Raw genomic sequence first — 20058 nt, 5'->3', positions numbered from 1 at the left:
CCGCCAGCTCGTCCGGGCCCGGCACCCGCATCGAGGTGTGCGTGTCCCGGTTCGAGTCGGGGGGCGGGCCGGGGCCCCGCGGGCCCCCGCCCCCCCGGCGGGGGCCCCTCCGGCGCCGCTCAGCGGCGCACCCATTGCCACCAGGAGGCGATGGCCGGCAGGTCCGGCGGCCCGGCCGCGAAGGAGCTGGGCCGATCCGCGTACCGGATCGCGAAACCCGCGTCCTGGGAGGGCAGCTCATACCGGTTGCGCGGACTCGCGTACCGGGGCGCCCGGCTCTGCCAGGCGATGCAGCCGGCCACGTAGTGCCCCAACGCCGTCAGATGGCCGTTCAGTTGCGGGTCGGCCCGGGCCGAAAGCTGCGCCAGCAGCGTGGTGAAGAGGACCATCACCCGGTCGCGCAGGGCCACCGCGAGCGGTACCGCCTCGGCGGGGGAGCAGTCCTCCTGATGGGCGAGGACGTTGACGAGGTTCACCTCCCGCGGTTCCAGGTGGTCGTCCTTGTCGTAGGAGAACAGGTCGTTGTCCGCGCTGACGATGAACCCCGCCGCGTCGGTGAGGGCCGTGAGAGCGGGGGAGTTGAGCACGTCGGCCGGCAACCGGTGCCCCCGCGCGACGTCGGACCACGTCAGCGAGAAGCGCGTACCGTTCGCCAGCGGTCCCATGGCGGCGAAGTCGTTCAGCCCCGGCATGGCCCCCGCCTCGGCCCGCGCGGCCCGCCAGGCCGCGCCGAGCAGCCAGTCCCGGGTCCCCTCGATGAACCTGCGCAGCTCGAAGGGGCTGAGCACGGCATGAGTACGGCTCACCAGGTCCACCAGCGCGCGGGTCATGGGGCCGTCGGGCAGCAGCGAAGCCCCCGGGTTCTCGATGGTCCGCAGCAGCCGCACACCGTGTTCGACGACGGCGCCCGTCCCCACCTCCTCGGAACCCGAGTCCTGCCAGTCGTCCACGGCGTTCGCCCAGTAGTTCCACTCGGCGAACAGCAGCAGTGCCTCCACCTCCCCCTCGGGGATGATGCGGCAGGTGAAGTCGGCGCTGTGGGTGGCGAGCCCCCACGCCCGCTCGACCGGGTCCGGGTACAGGCCGAAGGAGTCCACCCACTCGACCGCCCGGGCCTCCACCTGCTTGGCCTCGGGGTGGACGAGGTCGCGCGGCAGCGGACAGTAGAACGGGGGCAGTCGCGCACCCAGACGCGAGGGACGCGGTGGCGCCGTCATCGGCCGCCCCCGATCCGGAACCGCATCAGCCGCGTCTCCACCGCATGGTCGCGCCACAGCCGGAAGAACTTGCTGTGCGTGATCGTCGACTGCTGGAGCCGCTCACCGCTCCAGGCGGCCGGCTCGCCGCCCGCGCGGAGCCGGTCGAGTTCGGCGGTGTTCCACGCCATGGACTGCACCCAGAACTCCGCGACCGGGTCCGTCACGTCTTCGTCCTGCACCAGCTCGAAGCCGGCCGCCTCGGCCGCCGTCAAGTACTCGGCGTGCGTACCCAGCCGGGTTCTGTAGTAATCGTCGATGAATTCGAGCCACTCGGAGCGGCAGACGAAGTGCTCCTGGATGCCGAACCAGCCTCCCGGCCGGAGCGCCCTGGCGACGACCTCGAAGAGCCGCTTCCGGTCGGTGTACCCGCTGCTCTCGTTGGCGTAGACCGCGTCGTAGGCGCGGGCGTCGCGCAGGTCGTGCACATCGGCCAGCACGGGGTGCACCCGCCGCCCGACCCCGGCCTGAGCGGCGAAGTGCCTGATGATCGGCACGTGTTCCGCGGCGACGGTGAGGCCGGTGACCGTGGCGCCGTGCTCCTGTGCCCAGTAGAGGGACGTGCCGCCGAGGCCGCAGCCGATGTCCAGCACCCGCCGCGGCGGGGCCTCGTACGCGCCCCAGGAACGGGCCGCGTGCTCGACTATCCGCTCCTGCGCGTCGCGGAGGTGCTGCTGCAACGCGCCCTGGGAGACGGTGGTATGGGGTGGGGACGTGTCGGGGAACAGCCCGACATGGAAGTGCACGCGAGGGCCCGGGCCGTACTTCTGGAGGATGTCCTTGGTCTTGCCGCTGTAGTAGAGCCGCACCTGATCGTCCGCGGATGAGTCCCGGTCGCTGCCTAAGGACGATACGAGGGGTGTAACGCACATGGGACGTCCGCCCTTTCGTGGGTAGGGCTGGTCTCCGGGACGCGCTGCCGCCGCTCTCACCGCGTCCCGACCGGCACACTGTTGAAGCACGGATCATCGTGGCACTTCGCGGGCCTCCCGTCAGCCCACTCCGCAGCAAAGATCGTCAGATCTACGTACCTGCCGACCGGACCGCCCCCGGCGTGGTATCGCCTCCCCGGCCGCCTAGGCTGCCGGGTGATCAAGCCCGCGGAACCCGGCCGCACCGCACTCCACGACCGCTCCACGGGCCTCCCCGACGTAACGGAGTTGCCATGCCCCCGCTGATGAAGCCGGTCGCGATCACCCTGGACTGCGCGGATCCCGAAGCGCTGGCCGCGTTCTACCGGCGGGCGACCGGGTTCGAACCGCACGAGAGGTCCGACGCGGACTTCGCCGGTCTCACCCGCCCGGACGGGCTCTTCCTCGGCTTCCAGCGGGTCGACGGCTACCTGGCCCCCCGCTGGCCCGGCCAGGAGGTGCCCCAGCAGATCCACCTCGACTTCCGGGTGGAGGACCTGGACGAGGCGGAGGCCCTGTTGCTGGGCTGGGGCGCGACCAAGCCGGGGTGTCAACCGGACGAGGACAAGTGGCGGGTCCTGCTGGATCCGGCGGGGCATCCCTTCTGTCTGACCCGGTCCTGACCCCGGGCCCGGCGCCGGGTCCGGGCACTCCGCTCCGCCCGCCCGGCCGCCGCTCTTCCCGGGGCCGGACCGGTCACCGGCTTAAGCTGCGCGCGGGTGGGCAGGCGCCGGACATGTCGATCGCCTGTTCGGCCCGGGTCACGTGGCGCGGGCCGTCCGGGCAGCGGGAGTGAAGGTACATGGCGGAGGTGGCCGGGACCCCGGGCAGCCGGGCGGCCGCAGTGATGCGGCGGCCCCGAGGTGCGAGTCGGGCGGGGGGTGCCACATGTGTGGCGTGAGCGGGGAAGTGCGGTTCGACGGCAGGCGGCCGGACCTCGCCGCGGTCGAACGCATGACCGATGAGATGGAGGACCGTGGTCCGGACGGCAGAGGTGTGTGGTCCCAGGGCCCGGTTGCCCTGGGCCACCGCCGGCTCAAGATCATCGACCTCTCGGAGCACGGCGCCCAGCCGATGACGGATGCGCACCTGGGCATCACCGGGGCCTTCAACGGCTGCGTGTACAACTACCGTGAGCTGCGCGAACGGCTCGAAGGGCTGGGCCACCGCTTCTTCTCCGAGTCCGACACCGAGGTGCTCCTCAAGGCCTACGCGCAGTGGGGACCCGCCTGCGCCGAGCACCTGGTGGGGATGTTCGCCTTCGCGGTGGTGGAGCACCACACCGGCCGCGTGGCGCTGGGCCGGGACCGGCTCGGCATCAAGCCGCTCTACCTCACCCAGGACGGCGACCGCCTCCGCTTCGCCTCTTCCCTGCCCGCCCTGCTGGCGGGCGGCGGCGTGGACACCTCGTTCGACCCGGTGGCGCTCCACCAGTACCTGAGCTGGCACGGCACGGTGCCGGCGCCCCGTACCGTGCTGTCCGGCGTACGGAAACTGCCCCCGGCCACCGTCCGCGTGGTCGAGCGGGACGGCACGCACCACGACCACTGCTACTGGCAGCCCTCGTACACCCGCCACGCCGATCTCGGCAGCGACCCGGTGAGCTGGCGCGAAGCGGTCCACGACGCGCTGCGCACGGCGGTGCGGCGCCGCACGGTGGCCGACGTACCGGTCGGGGTCCTGCTCTCCGGCGGACTGGACTCCAGCCTCATCGTGGCCCTGCTGGCCGAGGAGGGCCGGAGCGGTCCGGCGACCTTCGCCATGGGCTTCGAGTCGGAGAACGGACAGGAGGGCGACGAGTTCCGGTACTCGGACCTGGTCGCCCGGCGGTTCTCCACCGAGCACCACCAGTACATGATCCCCTCCGACCGGCTGCCGGCCGCGCTGGAGGCAGCGATCGGCGCCATGAGCGAGCCGATGGTCAGCCACGACGCCGTGGCGTTCCACCTGCTGGCGGAGCAGGTCGCCAAGGACGTGAAGGTGGTGCTGTGCGGACAGGGTGCGGACGAGGTGTTCGCCGGCTACCACTGGTATCCCCCGATCGCCGCGGCCGCCCGACCCGAGGCACCGGACGCGTACGCGGACGTCTACTTCGACCGGACGCACGACGGCGTGGCCGCCCTCCTGCACCCGGACGTGACCGCCGGCCACGACGCCTCGCGGGACTTCGTCCGCGCCCACATGGCGGCCCCCGGCGCGCAGAGCGCGCTGGACGCCGCCCTGCGCCTGGACGTGCACGCGCTGATGCCCGACGATCCGGTCAAACGGGTCGACAACATGACCATGGCCTGGGGCCTGGAGGCGCGGGTGCCGTTCCTGGACCACGAACTGGTCGAACTGGCCGCGGCCTGTCCGCCGGAACTCAAGCTCGCACAGGAGGGCAAGGGGATCCTCAAGGACATCGGCCGGCAGATTCTGCCCCGCGAGGTCGTCGACCGCCCCAAGGGATACTTTCCCGTGCCGGCGGTCCGGCACATGGCCGAGCCGGTGCTCAGCCGGGTGCGCGAGGCGCTGACCGCCCCGCAAGCGCGGCGGCGCGGTCTCTTCGACCAGGGCCGGGTGGCCGAGCTGCTCGCGGAACCGGCCCGCCACCGCACCGAGCGCGGAGCCAGCACCCTGTGGCAGGTGGCATCGCTGGAGATCTGGTTGCAGACCCACGGCATCGACCCACACTGAACGGTGACAGCCCCGGAAGCCCTCGAAGAGGCCCACATGCCCCCGGACCGCTCCGCACGTCAGCACCGTTCCCGGCCCGACGGCGCGTGGGCGCCCGGACTGGTTCCCGACCACCCCGCCGCTCCGGTCCCGGTCCACCTCGCCGACACCGGCGGCGCGGCCGACCCGCCGACGCTGCTCACCGCCCACGGGTGCTGGTATCCCTCGGCCGCCCCCGCCGGTGACCACGTGGCCTACATCTGCGACCGGTCCGGCGTACCGCAGCTGTGGAGCGGCCCCGCCCGCGGCGGCGAAGCCCACGTCCTCGACGCGGACCCCGACCCGGTGACCGAAGTGTCCTGGTCGCCCGACGGACGCTGGATCGCCTACACCGCCGCGCCGGGCGGCGGCGAGCACACCCGCGTCCTCGTGGTGCGCCCCGACGGAACCGGCCGGCGGGTACTCGCGGGCGCCGAGCCGGGGGCCTCCGCCCACCTGGGCTGCTGGACCCGGGACGGGTCGGCCCTGGCCGTCACCGTCGCCCAGCCGCCGGCTGCCGCGGGCGCCCACAGCGGCGCCGGCCACCTCCCGCAGGACGCGGATCCGTCCCTCCCCGAGGGCCCCTCCGGGGCGGCCTGGACCGAACGCGACGGCCGCGCGACCCTGCTCGGCCCTGCCCGCCGGGCCGCGTCCGGCCCGTACGCAGCGGTCCTGCCGCGCGGGGTGCCCGTACCGCCGGCGCCGGCCGACGGGGAGGCGGCCACGCTCGGGGGCCTGGCCGCCTACCTCCTCGACCCCGACGGCACGCGGGCCCCCGTCCTGCTGTTCGGCGAGGCGGGCGCCGCCTCCCTGCGCGTCTGTGACATCGGAGCGGAAGGCCGCTTCGCGCTGCTGCGCCGCGGCCCGCGCGGGCGACGCGAAGCCCTCCTGCTCGACACGGCCACCGGACGCACCACCTTCCGGCTGCCGGTCGCCGACGGTGACCCGTGGATCGGCCGGCTCTCGGCCGACTCGCGCGTCCTGTGGCTGCGCAGCGACGCCGACCGGGAATTCGCCGCCCTCCTGAGGGCCCGGCTGGACGGGACGGGCGCCCTGCGGGACCTGTCGGTGGCCGCCGAACGGCAGCACACGGCCCTGGACCTGCTGAGCCTGCCCGACCACGGCGGATGGGCGCTGCTCGCCTGGAACGTGCACGGTGCGAGCGAACTGGAGAGCGTCGGCCTGCCCGCCGCCGACTCGGACGACGGCCTGGGACCGCACCACCGGACGGCCCTGCCGCACGAAGTGGTGACCCGCATGGCACCCGTGGGGCGCGGCGGACTGTTCGCCGCCCTGTCCGGATCCCGGCGCAGGCCCGGCATCTGGGACCTGACCGGCGGCTTCGCCCCCGTCCGCACCGGCTGGTCGGCGCGCGACGAGGACGCGGCGCCGCCCGGGCGGCCCCCCGTCAGCCCGGCGCCCCTGCGCTGCCGGGCCCGGGACGGGCTGATGCTCGGCGGCTGGTACTACCGGTCGCCGGAACGCGACCCGGGCCGTCCGGCGCCGTGCGTGATCCACCTCCACGGCGGTCCCGAGGAGCAGGAACGCCCCGTGTTCAGCCCGCTCTACCACGAACTCCTCGGCCGGGGCATGGACGTGTTCGCCCCCGACGTGCGCGGCTCTTCGGGCTGGGGCCGGTCGTTCGTCGACGCCGACCTCGGCGCGGGCCGGTTCGCGGCCATCGACGACGTCGCGGACTGCGCCGCCCACGTGGTCGCCCACGGCTACGCCGACCCCTTGCGGCTGGCGGTGATGGGCCGCTCCTACGGCGGCTACCTCACCATGGCCTCCCTGGTCCACCACCCCGACCTCTTCCGCACCGGCGTCGCCGTCTGCGGCATGTCGGACTTCGCCACGTTCTTCGCCGGTACCGAGCCGTGGATCGCCCAGTCGGCCGCGGCGAAGTACGGCCACCCCGAGCACGACCGGCACCTCCTGCGGGCCCTGTCCCCGATGAGCCGCATCGACCGGCTGCGCGCACCCGTACTGGCCGTCCACGGCGAGCACGACACGAACGTGCCCCCGACGGAATCGGAGCAGTTCGTCCGCGCGGCGCGCGACCGCGGGGTGCCGGCCGAGCTGCTGACGCTGCGCAACGAGGGGCACGAGTTCCTGCGGGCGGACAACCGCCGCCGTTACCGGCGGGCGGCCGCGGACTGGCTGGAACAGCACCTCGGCGCCGAGGCCGGCCAAGCCCGGCCGGGCCCTTGAGCCGGCCCGGGCGCGTCAGCGGATGCCGGTGGGGCGGCGGCGGGCCAGCCGCAGGGTGACGACGGCCGTCACCAGGAGCCCGCCGCCCAGGCCGACTGCCCCGAGCGCGTTCAGGCCGGTGCCGCGGGCGGCGGACCGCCCGCCGCCGGCACCGACCAGGGAGGCTTGCTCATGGTGGTGGCAACCGCCACCACGGATCATCTCCAGGTGCGCCGCTACCACCGGGCGGGCCGCCCGGGCAGCGGCCACCACGCCTCTGTCGCGGCCCGTGGAGAGCTCCTTGTCGATCAATGCCAGTGTCCGGGTGTGGGCCGCGTCCTGGACGGCGAGCCAGCCGGAGTCGTAGGCGGCGGTTCCGGCCTTGGCCCGCACGTCGGCGAGGGCCTTGCGCTGCGCGGGGCCGGGGGAGGCCGGCAGGTCGGCCTTCGAGGTGCCGGCCGGCATCTTGAGCGCCGCGTCCAGCTTGCCGTGGTCGCGGACCAGCACCGCGCCCACTTCCTTCACGCACGCCGTGGTCGCGTGCCGCTGCGCGTCGTTGCCCGCGGCGATCTCCGCCAGGCTGCCCTGATGCACCGCCTTCACGAAGGCGGCGTCCTGATCCGCGGCGGACGCGGGGCCGGGCACCCCCAGCACAGCCGCGGCGGCTATGAGGGTGGCCGCGGCCACGAGTCGGTTCGACACGGTGGTACTCCCTCCGCGCACTCCGGCGCGGACGGGCCGGCCGGCATGGAACGGGCGCCTCGTAGCACCTCGGAGCCATCCCTTCCGCGCGGACGCGCCGCCGGGACGCCACCGCCGCCAAGTTCACCTCAACGGCCGGTGGCGCATTCCCGCGGGACCCCGCCCTGGAGAAGGGCGGCCCCGGGTGGATCAGCCGCCGCCGTTGTCGACGCGCAGCCTCACCTGCTCCTCCAGCCGCCGCAGGCTCGTGTCGAGGGCCTCGTGCACCGCCTGCTCGCCGGGGTCGTGGCCCGGGTCGAAGAACGACAGGTGCACCGTCACCTCGCTGGCGCCGCTGCCGATGCCGGCGACCTGGAGCCAGCCGGTGTAGCCGCCCTGCTCGCGGGTGCCCCATTCGATCCGCATCTGCTCGCGCTGGGCGCGGAGCAGCCCGGAGGTGTCCTCGTCCGTGCGGTCCTCGTGAACGGTGACGGCGGGCAGGCCGTCGGCCCGGACGTGCAGGCCCTCCGGGAGCCAGCCGTCGAGCTGGTCGATGTCAGCCGCACGGTCGAAGACCTGTTCGGGCAGGGCGGGCATGGTGCGGGAGCGTTCGTACTCGGTCATCGCTGTCACCGTTCGTGGGCTCGGGGACGTTCGATCCCACGCATGCCCGGTCGGACGGCGGCGAAGCCGCCGCGGGCGCGAAGCCCACCCGTTCGCCCGCCACCCGGCCGGCGCCCGGCCCGGCAGGGCGCCGGGTCGCCTTCCCCGTCGCCCGGCCCCCCCGCGTACCCGTCCGGAGCCGGGCCGCGCGCGGGCGGCCCGTACGGTCTCCTCCTCGCCGTCTCCGACGTCCACCGGCAACGGGCCTTGCTCCGCTACAGATTGGGCGTCGAGTCGGCTTCCGCTTCCCGAAGAGGTCCTCACCGGCATCCTCGCCGTCGGTCCCATCGGGTAGATTTCTAGAAACTGATTCCAATTCGAGCGGGGCTGACGTGTTAGAGCTGAGGGGGAGCGGAGCCGAGCCGCTGGAGGCGGAGGATCCGCCACGGATCGGGTCGATCGCGCTGGCGGGCCGGCTCGGGGCCGGCGGGATGGGGCGGGTGTACCTCGGGGTCCGCGAAGGCCGGTACGTCGCCGTCAAGCAACTGCTGTCCTCCGTGGTCGGCGAGGACGGTGACTTCGTACGCCGGTTCGGCCACGAACTCGACAACCTCTCCCGGCTGCCGGCGGAGGCCACCGCGCCGCTGATCGACAGCGACCGCACCGCGCGTCCCCCGTGGTTCGCCACCGCGTACATCCCCGGGCTCACCCTGCGGGAGGCCGTCGAGACGCACGGCGGCCCCCTGCCCGCGTCCGCCCTGTGGCTGCTGCTGCGGGAGGCGGCGGCGAGCCTGGTGTCCGTGCACGCGCTGGACATGGTGCACCGCGACCTCAAACCGTCCAACGTCATGCTGACCTTGGACGGCCTCACCCTCATCGACTTCGGCGTCGCCCGAGCCGCCGAACAGAGCCAGCTGACCCGGACCGGCATGGTCGTGGGCACCCCCGCCTACATGGCACCCGAACAAGCCTCGGGGAAGAAGCGGCTGAGCGGCGCCACCGACGTGTTCGCCCTGGGCTCGGTACTGGCCTACGCGGCGTGCGGCCGGCCGCCGTTCGGCGACGAGTCGGGGCACGGCGTGCTGTACCGCATCGTGCACGAAGAGCCCGACCTGGAGCCGCTGCGGGAATTGGAGCCGGACCTCGCCGAGGTGGTCGCGGCCTGCCTGGACAAGGACCCCGAGGGCCGTCCGACGGCCGCCGAACTCCTGGAACGGGCTTCCCGGCACGGCCTGTTCGCCACCCCGCTGTGGCCCGCCGCCGTCACCGAGCGCCTGTCGGAGCGGGCCGCCTTCGCCGCCGACGTGCAGGAGGTCGACGTACCGACGGTCCCGCTCGCCGCCGGGAAGCCGGACCCGGAGCGGGTGCAGGCCCCCGGCCCGGCCCCCACCCCCGAGGCCGGGTCCCGTCCGGACGGACCGGACCGGCGCCGTCGTACCCGTATCCTCCTCGCCGTCCTCCCGGTCGTCATGGTCGCGGGCGGTACGACACTCGTCATCCAGCACCTGCCGTACACGTCCCCGCCCGAGGCCGGGGCGAAGGCCGGCCCGCCCGCCTCGACCCCGGCCTCGCTCTCCCCGTCGGCACCGGCCGCCACACCACCGTCAACACCCGTCGGCAGCCCGCCGGGTACCGCGTCGGCGCCGGCCTCCCCCGCCCAGGGCGCCGCTCAAGGCGGCAGCGACGGCACGGTGCAGGGCGGGGCGGCCGGAACCCAGCCCGGCGCGGCCGGAGGCGCCGCCCCGGGCACCGGCCCCGGGCCCGCCCCGGGCACCGGCACCGGCACCGGCACCGGCCAGCAGAACGGCTCGGGAAGCCCGGGCGGCGCCGGCGGCGCCGGCGGCGCGACCACCCCGACCGCCCCGCCCCCCGCCTCGGGCACGCACCGCTACCGCAACGGTGACAACGGCAAGTGCATCACCCAGGTGTACGGCGCTTCGTCCAACGGCGACTGTGCGGACTCGACGGCCCGCTGGACCGTGAAGAGCAGGTCGGACGGCAGCTTCAAGCTCGTCAACCAGCAGAGCGGCGCCTGCCTCTACTCCAACGGGCTGGAACAGGCCGTCTTCGTGGGCGACTGCGCCCAGGACGGCGGCCGGCTCTGGCGCACGGGTGCGGGCGGCAGTCTCCGGAGCGACTACGGCGGCTGCCTCGACGTGGGCATGACCGGCGGCCTGGTGACGACGACGTGCGCCGGAGAGGCCTCGCAGCGCTGGACGCAGGCCTGAGCGAGCGGAAAGGCGTTTGACGCCCGTCGGCGGTTGTTGTTCGGTTGGCGGCCATGACGGCAGGGCAGATGCATCCCGGTACGCACCCGATGGACGAGGACCTCGTACGACGGCTGGTCGCGGGCCGGTTCCCGCAGTGGGCGGGACTCCCGGTGCGGCGCCGGCCGTCCGGCGGGACGGCCGACGCCGTGTACCGGCTGGGCGACGACATGGTCGTCAGGCTGCCCCTGGCGCGGGGCGGGGCCGAGGACGTGTCGATGGAGCAGGAGTGGCTGCCCCACTACCGTACGACGAACCCCGCGATGGCCCGCAACGCCCGGCACGTGATCCGGGCGGTGCTGGACGAACGCTGAGGCATTGCGCTGCGCACGGGGGACCGCACGCGCGCCGGCTCGCTCGGCGCCCGGTCAGCCCACCGGTACCCGGGCCGGGGAAGCGGGCGCGGTCAGCCGGTCCGCGCCCACCGGGACGGGGACCGCCGCGAAGATCGCATCCTGCTGCTCCTGGAGCTCCCGCTTGCGCTCTGGGCCGGTCGACGGCAGGCGCTGCTCCTCGTAGAGCTTGTGGGTGGCTTCCTGGGCCCACTTGCTCTCGGGGGTGTGGAACTGGACCTCGAAGAGCTGCCCCGAACCAGGCGCCCGCCAACCGGTGTTGAGTCCCTTGTACCCGGCGCCGCGGCCCCAGGTGTTGGACCACTTGGTGCTGTCGTCGCCCCAGGCGGACAGGGCCTCGGAGGCGGTGGTGACTCCCGTGGTGTACTGGCCGTCGCCCCACTGGAGCGTGTAGCGCACCGCGTCGCCGAGCGTGGCCAGGACTGCGTCGGCGCTCTGTCCGGGGTGCTCCCGCAGCGAGGTGGCCACCTTCCGCTTGAGGGACTCGGGGGACTTGAGCCGGTTCTCGAAGCCGACCACCTCCGCACCCGCCATCCAGGCGGCCGCCCGCACCTGTGGGCTGATGGACCGCTCCGCCCGCCGGGCGTCGTCCACGTACTCCTCCACGCGCTGGTTGTCCGCCGAACTCAGCGAGAGCCCGCCTTCGCCGGCCCAGCCGTCGCCCGGTTGCCGGGCCGCTGCCGCGGGAGAGGGGTTCGTAGTGGCCGGGGCGGCGCCGGCGGTCGTGGTGAGGCCGTTCCCGAGCGCGGTGGCCAGCGCGGCCGCGACGGCGGCTCGGGTGAGGGTACGGGCGATGTTCATCCGCGTGGATCCTGCTCTCGTGCGGGGAATCGGTACGCACGGCACAACTGACCGACCAGGGCCGAAGTGTCTCCTCCTGGAGCACCCGGTGATCTTTGGCCGGTTTCGGCTGGGCCGTTCGCGGCACGGCCGGCCGAACCGCTCAGCGCCGGCCTGGAACCGGCCACGGGCGCATGCCGTCGTACCGTTCATGATCGATACCACCGGCCTCACCGCCGAGCAGCTCGTCGACGCCTGGCAGCACATCTGCGACGCGTCCCCGGCGGACGAGGCGGACCCCCTCGTCCTGGAGTGCGCCCGCAGGCTGGGCGCGGACCCGGGCGGGGAGCGGGCCCACCTGTGGGTGGCCGGGCTCGTGGCGATGTCGGGCTACCTCGCCTGGCGCCCCGGCCCGGCCGCCGAGCGCGCCGCTCTCGACGCGTTGCGGGCGGCCGTGCAGGCGCTCGGTGACCGGCCTTGTGCGCACGAAAGCCACCCGTACGAGAAGGAGATGGACTCGCTGGAGGAGGAGATATGGGCCGGTGAGACCCGATTGGTCCGCGAACTCCCCGCGCAGGAGGGCGACACCGGCCCCGAACCGGTGCGCTGCCCGGGCAACGTGGCGGGATGGGCCCGCCTCGCCCTGGACTTGATCGCTCCGCTGACCGTCCGGCGCATACCGGCGGGGGCCCCGAAGTACCACCGGAGTTGCATCCGCAGCCTGTCGGGGATCGTGAACGACTACCCCTACGACGATCCCCACGACGTGCTGACGGACGAGGCGGCCTGCCTCCCCTCGCGGCCGACCCCCGAGTGCTGGCCGGCTACCTCGTGACGATGAACGCGATCTGCTGGTACGCGGCGTCGGAGCGGATCACCGACCGCGCGGTACCGGACGCCATGATCAAGGGCGTACGGGGTGCCGTTCCACTGCTGCGCGACATCCCGTGCACCCACGCCCCGGGCGAGCACCCGGATACCGGCGACACCGACTACGCGGCCCGGGTCGGCTACCTCCTGCGCAGCCCCGGCGGCCGCGCCGAGCTGGCCGAGGACCTCGGCTGGGACGACGAAGACCCGGACGAAGAGGCGGCCGGCGACGAGCCCCTGGACGCCTGGGTATGCCCCGGCTTCCTCCGCGAGCTGGCGGACGAGGCCCTCGCCACGCTCACGGACGCCGTCAAGGATTTCGAGAGCGAGGACGCGGACGCGCTCTGATCCCCGGTCGGCGCAGGCAGTGGACGCGGCGCCGCCGTCGGCAACCGGCCGGGACGGCGGCACCGCTGGGGCCTCATCCGCGTTCGCGGAGGTACCCCTCCAGCTCCGCCGCGCCGGCCAGCATCGCCCGCCCCCGGGCGGACAGTCGCCCGTGCCAGTCGCACAGCGCGGCCTGCAGCGGCTCCACCCCGCCGGCCGCGCGGACTTGGCCGATCAGGGGGGCGATCCGGTCCAGCCGGTAGCCGCCCCGCCTGAGCTGGTGGGCCAGCCGGGCGTCGCGTACGTCGGCCTCGTCGTAGACGCGGTACCCGGTCAGCCGGTCGCGGCTCGGTCGTACCAGCCCCGCCCGCTCCCAGGTGCGCAGCGTCGCCGGGCGGATGCCGAGCTCCTGCGCCAACGGTCCGATGAACCTGCCGCCGGACCCGGACACCGCCGCATCGGGTCCGGCCCGCGCGGTGGGCGCCAGGTCGCGCAGGGCGCCTTCCACCGCCCGGAGCGTGCGCCGGTCGTCCAGCAGCTGGGCGTGGCCCTCGTCGATGAGGCGCAACGCCTCGTCGACGGCGCCCCGGTTCACGGCCCGCATGATCGACGTCGACGTCTGGTGGCCGTGGCCCGCCACCAGGGCGAGGAACGCACCGAGGGCCCGCGCGTGCAGCGGCGTGTAGGTGCGGTAACCGTGCGGCGTGCGGCCGGCGGCCGGGAGGATGCCGGCCTCCTCGTAGTTCCGGACGGCCTGCGTCGACAGACCGTGCCCGCGCGCCAGGTCGATCGGCCTGAGGTGTCCGCCGCTTTTAAGGTTTCGTCCCACGCAGCCCAGGATATCGCGGCCAAGTCTCAACCGTCGCTTCAACGATACCGTTGAAGGCATGGTCACAGACATCGAGGACATGACCCCTGCCGTCGAGGCCTCCGCCCTCATGAAGCTGCTTCCGGGCAAGCCACACCTGCTGGCCCTGGGCGAGCCCACCCACGGCGAGGACACCCTGCTCGAACTGCGCAACGAGCTCTTCCGGCAACTGGTCGAGCAGGAGGGCTACCGGACCATCGCGATCGAGAGCGACTGCATGGCGGGCCTGGCCGTGGACGACTACGTCACCTCGGGCACGGGCACCCTGGACGAGGTCATGGCCCGCGGATTCAGCCACGGCTGGGGCGCCTCCGCGGCCAACCGCGAGCTCGTGCGCTGGATGCGCGCCCACAACGACGGCCGGCCCACGGCCGACCGGCTCCGCTTCGCCGGGTGCGACGGCCCGCTGGAGATCACGGGCGCCGCGAGCCCCCGGCAGGCCCTCACCGCGCTCCACGCCTACCTCTCGGCCCATCTGGAGGCGGACCTGCTTTCCTGCACCGCGGGAACGCTCGACCGCCTGCTCGGCGACGACGACCGGTGGACCGAGCCCGCCGCGATGACCGACCCCGCGCGCTCCGTCGGACGGTCGGCCGAAGCCGGGGAACTGCGTCTGCACGCCGACGACCTCGTGGCACTGCTCGACGCGCAGACGCCGTACCTGCTCACGGCGACCTCCCGGGACGACTGGGACCGGGCCCGCCTGTACGGACGCACCGCCACGGGCCTGCTGCGCTACCACTTCTGGATGGCCGACACCTCCGCGGCCCGGATGACCCGGCTGGTGGGCGTGCGGGACCAGATGATGGCCGACAACCTCCTGGCCCTCGTCGCTCGGGGTCCGGTACTCGCCCACGCCCACAACTCCCACCTCCAGCGGGAGAAGAGCTCGATGCGGATGGGCGCAACGCCACTGGAGTGGTGGAGCGCGGGAGCGCTGGTGAGCGCCCGGCTCGGCGAGCAGTACGCCTTCGTGGCCACGGCCCTCGGCACGATCCGGCACCGCGGAGTGGACACGCCGCCGCCGGACACCCTCGAAGGACTCCTGTACGCGCTCCCGGAGGACCGCTGCATCGTCGACGCCCCGCGCCTGGCCACCGCCCTCGGCGACTCGCGCCCCGCGCCCCGCACCTCCCCCTGGTTCGGCTACGCCCCCCTCGACCCGGCCCACTTGGCCGGCATCGACGGGCTCGTGTTCGTCAAGGACGTCCGGCAGGGCTAGGGGTGTCCGACGGATCAGGGCCGGAGGGCCCGGGGCGTCTGGTGCCGTGCACCGCAAGGTGGAGGGGCGCCCGGGCGGCGGCCGGCGATTCCGTGCTTGCTCCGGGGTGACCTGGGCATACCACCGGAGTGAGACGTGAGCGGCTGACGTTCGACGGCTGGATCGCGGCCCTCGGAACGGGGTCCGGCACCCGGGTGGTCGTCGGCCACTGGCTCGGCTCGCCGTTCGGGCCGTTCAGTGACGTGATGCTGGAGCGCGCCGACGGCCATCGGCTGCTGCTGGCCCCCACCGCCCGCACCGCCGAGTACATCGCGGGCGTCTACCACTTCGACGAGGTCCGGACCGTGCCGGTGCGAGTGCACCGGCGGGACACCGAGTGGGACGTCGTGGCGGGGCCGCTGGCCCTGCGCTTCGCCGTCGGCCGCCGGGGAGCGCTCGGCCTCGCGCTCCGGGCCGTTCCGCAGCCCCTCGCGCGCCGCCCGGCCTGGGCGGCCCTGGCCGACGTGCCCGCCCGCCTGCTGCCCGGCGTACGGACCCGGGGCAGCTCGCGCCCCGGCTGCCGCCAGTGGTACGCGGCCCGTGACCTGCGGCCGGTATCCCTGGCCGCAGCACACCTGGACGGCGTCGACCTCGGCCCACTGGCTCCGGTCGTCCCGCCCGTGCGGTTCGGATTCGGATCGGCCCCCGCCGCGCCGGCGGTGGTACGGGTCGTGTCCACCGTCGAAACCGCCGGACGGCCCGGCGCGGCGGAGACGTACTCCCGGAGGCACCATGAGTGAGCGACCGGTTCTCCTTCCCTACGCCGACCCGGCCTTCCTCGCCGACCCCTTCCCGTTGTACCGGCAACTGCGCGAGGACGGCCCCGTACAGCGCGTCGTCATCGCCGGCGGCCTGGACGCCTGGCTCGTCACCCGGTACGAAGACGGGCTCGCGGCCCTGTCCGACTCCCGCCTCAGCAGCGACGTACGCGACGCCGCGGACAGCCGGCTCCGGCAGCAGCTGCCCGAAACGGAGCGCGAGTCGGTGCTGGGCAACATGCTGCGCAGCGACCCGCCCGACCACACCCGGCTGCGCCGCCTGGTCTCCAAGGCGTTCACCGCCCGACGGGTGGCCGGGATGCGGCCCCGGATCCAGGCCGTCACCGACCGGCTGCTGGACGCGGTCGCCCCGCTCGGCCGCGCCGATCTCGTCGCGGACCTCGCCCTGCCGCTCCCCGTCACGGTGATCAGCGAACTGCTCGGCGTACCGGTGGACGAACGCCACGACTTCCAGCGCTGGACCGACCGCATGATCACGCGGGGCGCGGAGCCACCGGATCCCGCCGTGGTGAACGAGGCCTGGCAGCACATGCGCGCCTACGTGACCGGGCTCGTCCAGGCCAAACGGGCGCACCCCGGCGACGACCTGCTCAGCGCCCTCGTCACCGCGCGGGACGAGGAACAGCGGCTGACCGAGGCCGAGCTGATCGCCATGGTCTTCCTGCTGCTGGCCGCCGGCTACATCACCACGGTCAACCTGATCGGCGGCGGCATCAACATGCTGCTCGCCCACCCGGACCAGCTCGACCTGCTGCGCTCGGACCCCGAGCTGCTGCCGGGCGCGATCGAGGAGTTCCTCCGCTACGACGGCCCGGTCAGCCCCGGCATCGCCCGGTTCGCCCGCGAAGACGTCGAGATCGCGGGTGTGACCGTCCCGCGCGGCGCGACCGTGTTGATCGCCTCGGCCATCGCCGACCGCGACCCGGCACGGTTCCCCGGCCCCGACCACCTGGACATCACCCGGCAGGACAACGCCCACCTCGCCTTCGGGCACGGCATCCACTACTGCCTGGGCGCTCCCCTGGCCCGGCTGGAGGGGCAGATCGCCATCGGGACCGCTCTGCGCCGGCTCCCCGGGCTGGCCCGTGCCGTGCCGCCGGACGAGATCCGCTGGCGCCCCGGCGGACTGCGCGGCCCCCGGAGCCTGCCCGTGACCTTCATGCCCGGCGGCCGGCCGGCGCCGTGACCGGAAGGCCCGGCGGCCGTTACCGTCCGCCCCGGAAGTCCCACGCCTCGATGTCGCGGTAGTGGATCGGCCCCGGGCCCCGGCCGACGTTGCTGCCCACCAGGTGCAGGCGCTCGGCCCGCCACCGCCGGCCGGTGAAGGCGGCGAGCCCACCGGCGGCCTCCAGCACGCTGGACGGGTCGTCGCGGCGCGATCTGGCCAGCGTCAGATGGGGACGCAGCGGCCGGTCCTCGAAGGCGACCCCGCGTTCCCTGACCACGCGCCGGACTTCCCCGGTGAGCCGGTGCAGCCCGTCGAGGTCCCCCTCCAGCCCGCTCCACAAGACCCGCTCGTCGAAGTGCCCGCCGCCGCGCAGGGCAAGTTCCAGGGGCCGGCTCCGTGCCGCGAGTTCCGCGAGCGGCGCCCTTAGCAGGGGAACGGTCGTCACCGGCAGCTCGCCGAGGAACGCCAGGGTGATGTGCCAGTCCTCGATGCGGTTCCACCGCATCCGCGGGTACGCCTCGTAGGCGGACCGCAGCTCGCGCGCCAGTTCTTCCTTGGCGTCGTCGGGCGGGGCCAGCGCTATGAACACGCGGACGGTCGGAGCCGGATTCTCTTCGTTCACGAAGGACTTAGTACACCACCGTCGGCCGGGACCTTCGCATCGGCCGGTGAACGCAAGAAGGAAGTACCCACTCCTTGCCACTCTCAACTTATAGCGCACAGGGGGGATTGCGGCAAGGCCCCGGTCCTGGTGCAGAATCGCGGACCGAGACCGGAAGACGAAGTAATGGGGGATTCGCGAATTGCATACGTTTTTGTCGGTCAACGGGTCCGGAGCTGATGGCGCGAGCCCGACGACCACCAGTGCGTTCGACCTTCCCGACCGCCTCTCCCGCAAGGCCGACCCGGCGCTGATCGACCGCGACGAGCAGCACTTCGCGGCCATCGCCAAGAGCCTCGAAGACACGATCGCCGAACTGTCCGACCGCCTCGCGGCCGCGCGCAGGGCACCCGGCGGCATCGGCCGCGAGGCGATGGACCGGGACACGGAGATCCACCGCCTGACCGGACGCCTGCGCACCTTGCGCCGCTTCGGGCTTGACCTGTGCCTGGGGCGCATGGTCCGCGCGGACGACCCCGAGCCCGTGTACGTCGGACGCCTCGGCCTCACCGACAGCGCGGGACGCCGGCTGCTGTCCGACTGGCGCTCCGCCGCGGCCGAGCCGTTCTTCGCGGCGACCCACGCCGAGCCCATGGGTCTGGTGAGCCGCCGCAGGTACCGCTGGACGCACGGCCGGGTCAGCGACTACTGGGACGAGGTGTTCACCGCCGACGGGCTCGACGGGCACGCCGCGCTCGACGACCAGTCCGCGTTCATCGCCAGCCTGGGCGGCAACCGGTCGGCCCGGATGCGCGACGTGCTGGCCACCATCCAGGCCGACCAGGACGCCGTCATCCGGGCGGGTTCCCGCGGCGCGCTCGTCGTCGACGGCGGTCCCGGTACCGGGAAGACCGTCGTCGCCCTGCACCGCGCCGCCCACCTGCTCTACGCCGACCCGCGCCTCGGCCACCGTCGGGGAGGAGTGCTGTTCGTCGGGCCCCACCAGCCCTACCTGGCCTACGTCGCCGACGTCCTGCCCAGCCTCGGCGAGGAAGGCGTGCAGACCTGCACCGTGCGCGACCTCGTCGCCGAGGGCGCCGGGGCGGCGGTCGAAACCGACCCCGAGGTGGCCCGGCTGAAGTCCTCGGTCGCTCTCGTGAAGGCGATCGAGAAGGCCGTCGGCATCTACGAGGAACCGCCCGCCGAAGGGATGACGGTCTCGACCCACTGGTCCGACATCCGGCTGGGTGCCGACGACTGGGCAGCCGCGTTCGCCGCGGTGGAACCGGGCACTCCGCACAACGAGGCGCGTGACCAGATCCGCGAGGAGCTGGTCGGTATCCTGATGGACAAGGACGACAGTGACGCCCCGCCCCACCTGCTCCGCCGGTCGCTGCTGCAGGACCGGGAGCTGATCGGAACCCTCAAGCGGGCCTGGCCGATGCTCGAAGCTGCCGACATCGTCGGCGACCTCTGGTCGGTGCCGGCCTACCTGCGCAAGTGCGCTCCCGGGCTCGGCCCCGACGAGGTGCGCGCACTTCAGCGTGCGGACGCCCAGGCCTGGACGGTGTCCGACCTGCCGCTGCTGGACGCGGCCCGGCAGCGGCTCGGCGATCCGGAGGCGTCGGTGCGCAACCGTCGCCACGAGGCCGCGGTCGCCGCCGAACGTGCGCGCAGGGCCGACGTCATCGACCGCATTCTGGAGGCAGACGCCGACGGTGAGGGTGCGGTGACGATGCTGCGCGGACGCGACCTCCAGGACACCCTGATCGACGAGAGCGCGCTGCCCGGCGCCGAACGGGAGTTCCTCGCCGGCCCGTTCGCGCACATCATCGTGGACGAGGCCCAGGAACTGACCGACGCCGAGTGGCAGATGCTGCTGCTGCGCTGCCCGTCCCGCAGCTTCACCATCGTCGGTGACCGCGCCCAGGCCCGGCACGGGTTCACGGAGTCCTGGCAGGAACGCCTGGAGCGGGTGGGGCTCGACCGGATCACCATGGCCTCCCTGAGCATCAACTACCGCACGCCGGAGGAGATCATGGCGGAAGCGGAAGTCGTCATCCGCAGCGCGCTCCCGGACGCCAACGTGCCGACGTCCATCCGCAGCAGCGCAATCCCCGTCGTCCACGGCCGCGTTGCGGAGCTGGAGTCGATCCTCGGCAGCTGGCTCACCGCACATGGTGACGCAACCGCCTGCGTCATCGGCGCTCCCGGTTTCCGGGAGACCTCCCGCGTCCGGTCGCTCACGCCGGAACTGTCGAAGGGGCTCGAGTTCGACCTGGTCGTCCTCGTCGACCCGCAGGCGTTCGGCACGGGCATCGAAGGAGCCGTCGACCGCTACGTCTCGATGACCCGCGCGACCCGGCAACTCGTCGTCCTCACGAGCCCCTGAGGGGGTACGTCCCGCGCGCCGGGCCCGCCGGCGCCGGCGTCCGGGCCGGCCGCAGAG

At 73.7% G+C, this 20058-nt stretch carries 17 protein-coding genes and 1 pseudogene; 11 read left to right on the top strand and 7 right to left on the bottom strand.

The genetic code is table 11. The annotated features are described in order from the left end of the window. Positions 1-119: 119 nt before the first annotated feature. Positions 120-1217, bottom strand: coding sequence for a terpene synthase family protein (locus ACWGH1_RS34040; protein WP_453354502.1), 1098 nt, complete (start codon positions 1215-1217; stop codon positions 120-122). Further along, positions 1214-2065 carry an SAM-dependent methyltransferase gene (locus ACWGH1_RS34035; protein WP_453354501.1) on the bottom strand — a complete coding sequence of 284 codons (852 nt, stop codon included), beginning with the start codon at positions 2063-2065 and terminating at the stop codon, positions 1214-1216. The genes ACWGH1_RS34040 and ACWGH1_RS34035 overlap by 4 nt, the downstream gene beginning before the upstream one ends. Before the next feature lie 356 nt (positions 2066-2421). Here ACWGH1_RS34035 and ACWGH1_RS34030 point away from each other — a divergent pair, with 356 nt between their 5' ends. From ACWGH1_RS34030 to ACWGH1_RS34020, 3 genes are all read left to right on the top strand, one after another. Next, positions 2422-2790 carry a VOC family protein gene (locus ACWGH1_RS34030; protein ID WP_453354500.1) on the top strand — a complete coding sequence of 123 codons (369 nt, stop codon included), beginning with the start codon at positions 2422-2424 and terminating at the stop codon, positions 2788-2790. A gap of 265 nt (positions 2791-3055) precedes the next feature. After that, on the top strand, positions 3056-4843 hold the full coding sequence (locus ACWGH1_RS34025) for an N-acetylglutaminylglutamine amidotransferase (RefSeq protein WP_453354499.1): 1788 nt from the start codon (positions 3056-3058) through the stop codon (positions 4841-4843). Positions 4844-4879: 36 nt separating this feature from the next. After that, positions 4880-7072, top strand: a complete 2193-nt coding sequence (locus tag ACWGH1_RS34020) for a S9 family peptidase (protein ID WP_453354503.1) — start codon at positions 4880-4882, stop codon at positions 7070-7072. 15 nt (positions 7073-7087) lie between these two features. Here the strand turns inward: ACWGH1_RS34020 and ACWGH1_RS34015 are convergent, their stop codons facing one another. Next, complete coding sequence (locus tag ACWGH1_RS34015) at positions 7088-7753, bottom strand: DUF4142 domain-containing protein (RefSeq protein WP_453354498.1); 666 nt, start codon at positions 7751-7753, stop codon at positions 7088-7090. Between the two features lie 189 nt (positions 7754-7942). Beyond that, positions 7943-8356 carry an SRPBCC family protein gene (locus ACWGH1_RS34010; RefSeq protein ID WP_453354497.1) on the bottom strand — a complete coding sequence of 138 codons (414 nt, stop codon included), beginning with the start codon at positions 8354-8356 and terminating at the stop codon, positions 7943-7945. Positions 8357-8727: 371 nt separating this feature from the next. Between ACWGH1_RS34010 and ACWGH1_RS34005 the strand changes: the two genes are divergently transcribed. Continuing rightward, complete coding sequence (locus ACWGH1_RS34005; protein WP_453409309.1) at positions 8728-10563, top strand: protein kinase domain-containing protein; 1836 nt, start codon at positions 8728-8730, stop codon at positions 10561-10563. 53 nt (positions 10564-10616) lie between these two features. After that, a pseudogene (locus tag ACWGH1_RS34000) lies at positions 10617-10841 on the top strand (phosphotransferase); the annotation flags it as partial. Positions 10842-10970: 129 nt separating this feature from the next. On the opposite strand, the gene ACWGH1_RS33995 reads toward ACWGH1_RS34000, so the two are convergent. Continuing rightward, positions 10971-11756, bottom strand: coding sequence for an ATP nucleotide 3'-pyrophosphokinase (locus ACWGH1_RS33995; RefSeq protein WP_453357736.1), 786 nt, complete (start codon positions 11754-11756; stop codon positions 10971-10973). Positions 11757-11946: 190 nt separating this feature from the next. On the opposite strand from ACWGH1_RS33995, the gene ACWGH1_RS33990 reads away from it, so the two are divergent. Beyond that, complete coding sequence (locus tag ACWGH1_RS33990; RefSeq protein WP_453409308.1) at positions 11947-12570, top strand: hypothetical protein; 624 nt, start codon at positions 11947-11949, stop codon at positions 12568-12570. A gap of 2 nt (positions 12571-12572) precedes the next feature. Further along, positions 12573-12953: a hypothetical protein gene (locus tag ACWGH1_RS33985; RefSeq protein WP_453356225.1), complete on the top strand. Its 381-nt coding sequence runs from the start codon at positions 12573-12575 to the stop codon at positions 12951-12953. Between the two features lie 73 nt (positions 12954-13026). On the opposite strand, the gene ACWGH1_RS33980 is transcribed toward ACWGH1_RS33985, so the two are convergent. Beyond that, on the bottom strand, positions 13027-13761 hold the full coding sequence (locus ACWGH1_RS33980) for a TioE family transcriptional regulator (RefSeq protein ID WP_453356224.1): 735 nt from the start codon (positions 13759-13761) through the stop codon (positions 13027-13029). A 58-nt stretch (positions 13762-13819) separates the two neighbouring features. Here ACWGH1_RS33980 and ACWGH1_RS33975 point away from each other — a divergent pair, with 58 nt between their 5' ends. The 3 genes from ACWGH1_RS33975 to ACWGH1_RS33965 all read left to right on the top strand — a co-directional run bounded on the left by ACWGH1_RS33975 (position 13820) and on the right by ACWGH1_RS33965 (position 17026). After that, positions 13820-15022, top strand: coding sequence for an erythromycin esterase family protein (locus ACWGH1_RS33975; RefSeq protein ID WP_453356223.1), 1203 nt, complete (start codon positions 13820-13822; stop codon positions 15020-15022). Between the two features lie 128 nt (positions 15023-15150). Beyond that, the gene (locus ACWGH1_RS33970) at positions 15151-15801 is read left to right on the top strand and encodes a hypothetical protein (RefSeq protein WP_453409307.1); all 651 of its coding nucleotides are present in this window, start codon (positions 15151-15153) and stop codon (positions 15799-15801) included. Then, a complete protein-coding gene (locus tag ACWGH1_RS33965) occupies positions 15794-17026 on the top strand; it encodes a cytochrome P450 family protein (protein WP_453409306.1) in 1233 nt (410 codons plus the stop codon). The genes ACWGH1_RS33970 and ACWGH1_RS33965 overlap by 8 nt, the downstream gene beginning before the upstream one ends. Before the next feature lie 19 nt (positions 17027-17045). On the opposite strand, the gene thpR is transcribed toward ACWGH1_RS33965, so the two are convergent. Then, positions 17046-17630, bottom strand: coding sequence for an RNA 2',3'-cyclic phosphodiesterase (gene thpR, locus ACWGH1_RS33960; protein WP_453356985.1), 585 nt, complete (start codon positions 17628-17630; stop codon positions 17046-17048). Between the two features lie 193 nt (positions 17631-17823). On the opposite strand from thpR, the gene helR reads away from it, so the two are divergent. After that, on the top strand, positions 17824-20001 hold the full coding sequence (gene helR, locus ACWGH1_RS33955; protein WP_453356986.1) for an RNA polymerase recycling motor ATPase HelR: 2178 nt from the start codon (positions 17824-17826) through the stop codon (positions 19999-20001). Positions 20002-20058: the final 57 nt, after the last annotated feature.

The sequence above is a fragment of the Streptomyces sp. NPDC054883 genome, assembly GCF_053610645.1.
The sequence above is the reverse complement of the archived record's forward strand: the minus strand, read 5'-3'. Positions and strand labels throughout refer to the sequence as shown.

What these genes read in the sequence shown, in the direction of transcription:
- ACWGH1_RS34040 (WP_453354502.1), bottom strand. Translation starts at nt 1,217, where the DNA reads ATGACGGCGCCACCGCGTCCCTCGCGTCTGGGTGCGCGACTGCCCCCG.
- ACWGH1_RS34030 (WP_453354500.1), top strand. Translation starts at nt 2,422, where the DNA reads ATGCCCCCGCTGATGAAGCCGGTCGCGATCACCCTGGACTGCGCGGAT.
- ACWGH1_RS34025 (WP_453354499.1), top strand. Translation starts at nt 3,056, where the DNA reads ATGTGTGGCGTGAGCGGGGAAGTGCGGTTCGACGGCAGGCGGCCGGAC.
- ACWGH1_RS34020 (WP_453354503.1), top strand. Translation starts at nt 4,880, where the DNA reads ATGCCCCCGGACCGCTCCGCACGTCAGCACCGTTCCCGGCCCGACGGC.
- ACWGH1_RS34010 (WP_453354497.1), bottom strand. Translation starts at nt 8,356, where the DNA reads ATGACCGAGTACGAACGCTCCCGCACCATGCCCGCCCTGCCCGAACAG.
- ACWGH1_RS33995 (WP_453357736.1), bottom strand. Translation starts at nt 11,756, where the DNA reads ATGAACATCGCCCGTACCCTCACCCGAGCCGCCGTCGCGGCCGCGCTG.
- ACWGH1_RS33990 (WP_453409308.1), top strand. Translation starts at nt 11,947, where the DNA reads ATGATCGATACCACCGGCCTCACCGCCGAGCAGCTCGTCGACGCCTGG.
- ACWGH1_RS33985 (WP_453356225.1), top strand. Translation starts at nt 12,573, where the DNA reads ATGAACGCGATCTGCTGGTACGCGGCGTCGGAGCGGATCACCGACCGC.
- ACWGH1_RS33975 (WP_453356223.1), top strand. Translation starts at nt 13,820, where the DNA reads ATGGTCACAGACATCGAGGACATGACCCCTGCCGTCGAGGCCTCCGCC.
- ACWGH1_RS33965 (WP_453409306.1), top strand. Translation starts at nt 15,794, where the DNA reads ATGAGTGAGCGACCGGTTCTCCTTCCCTACGCCGACCCGGCCTTCCTC.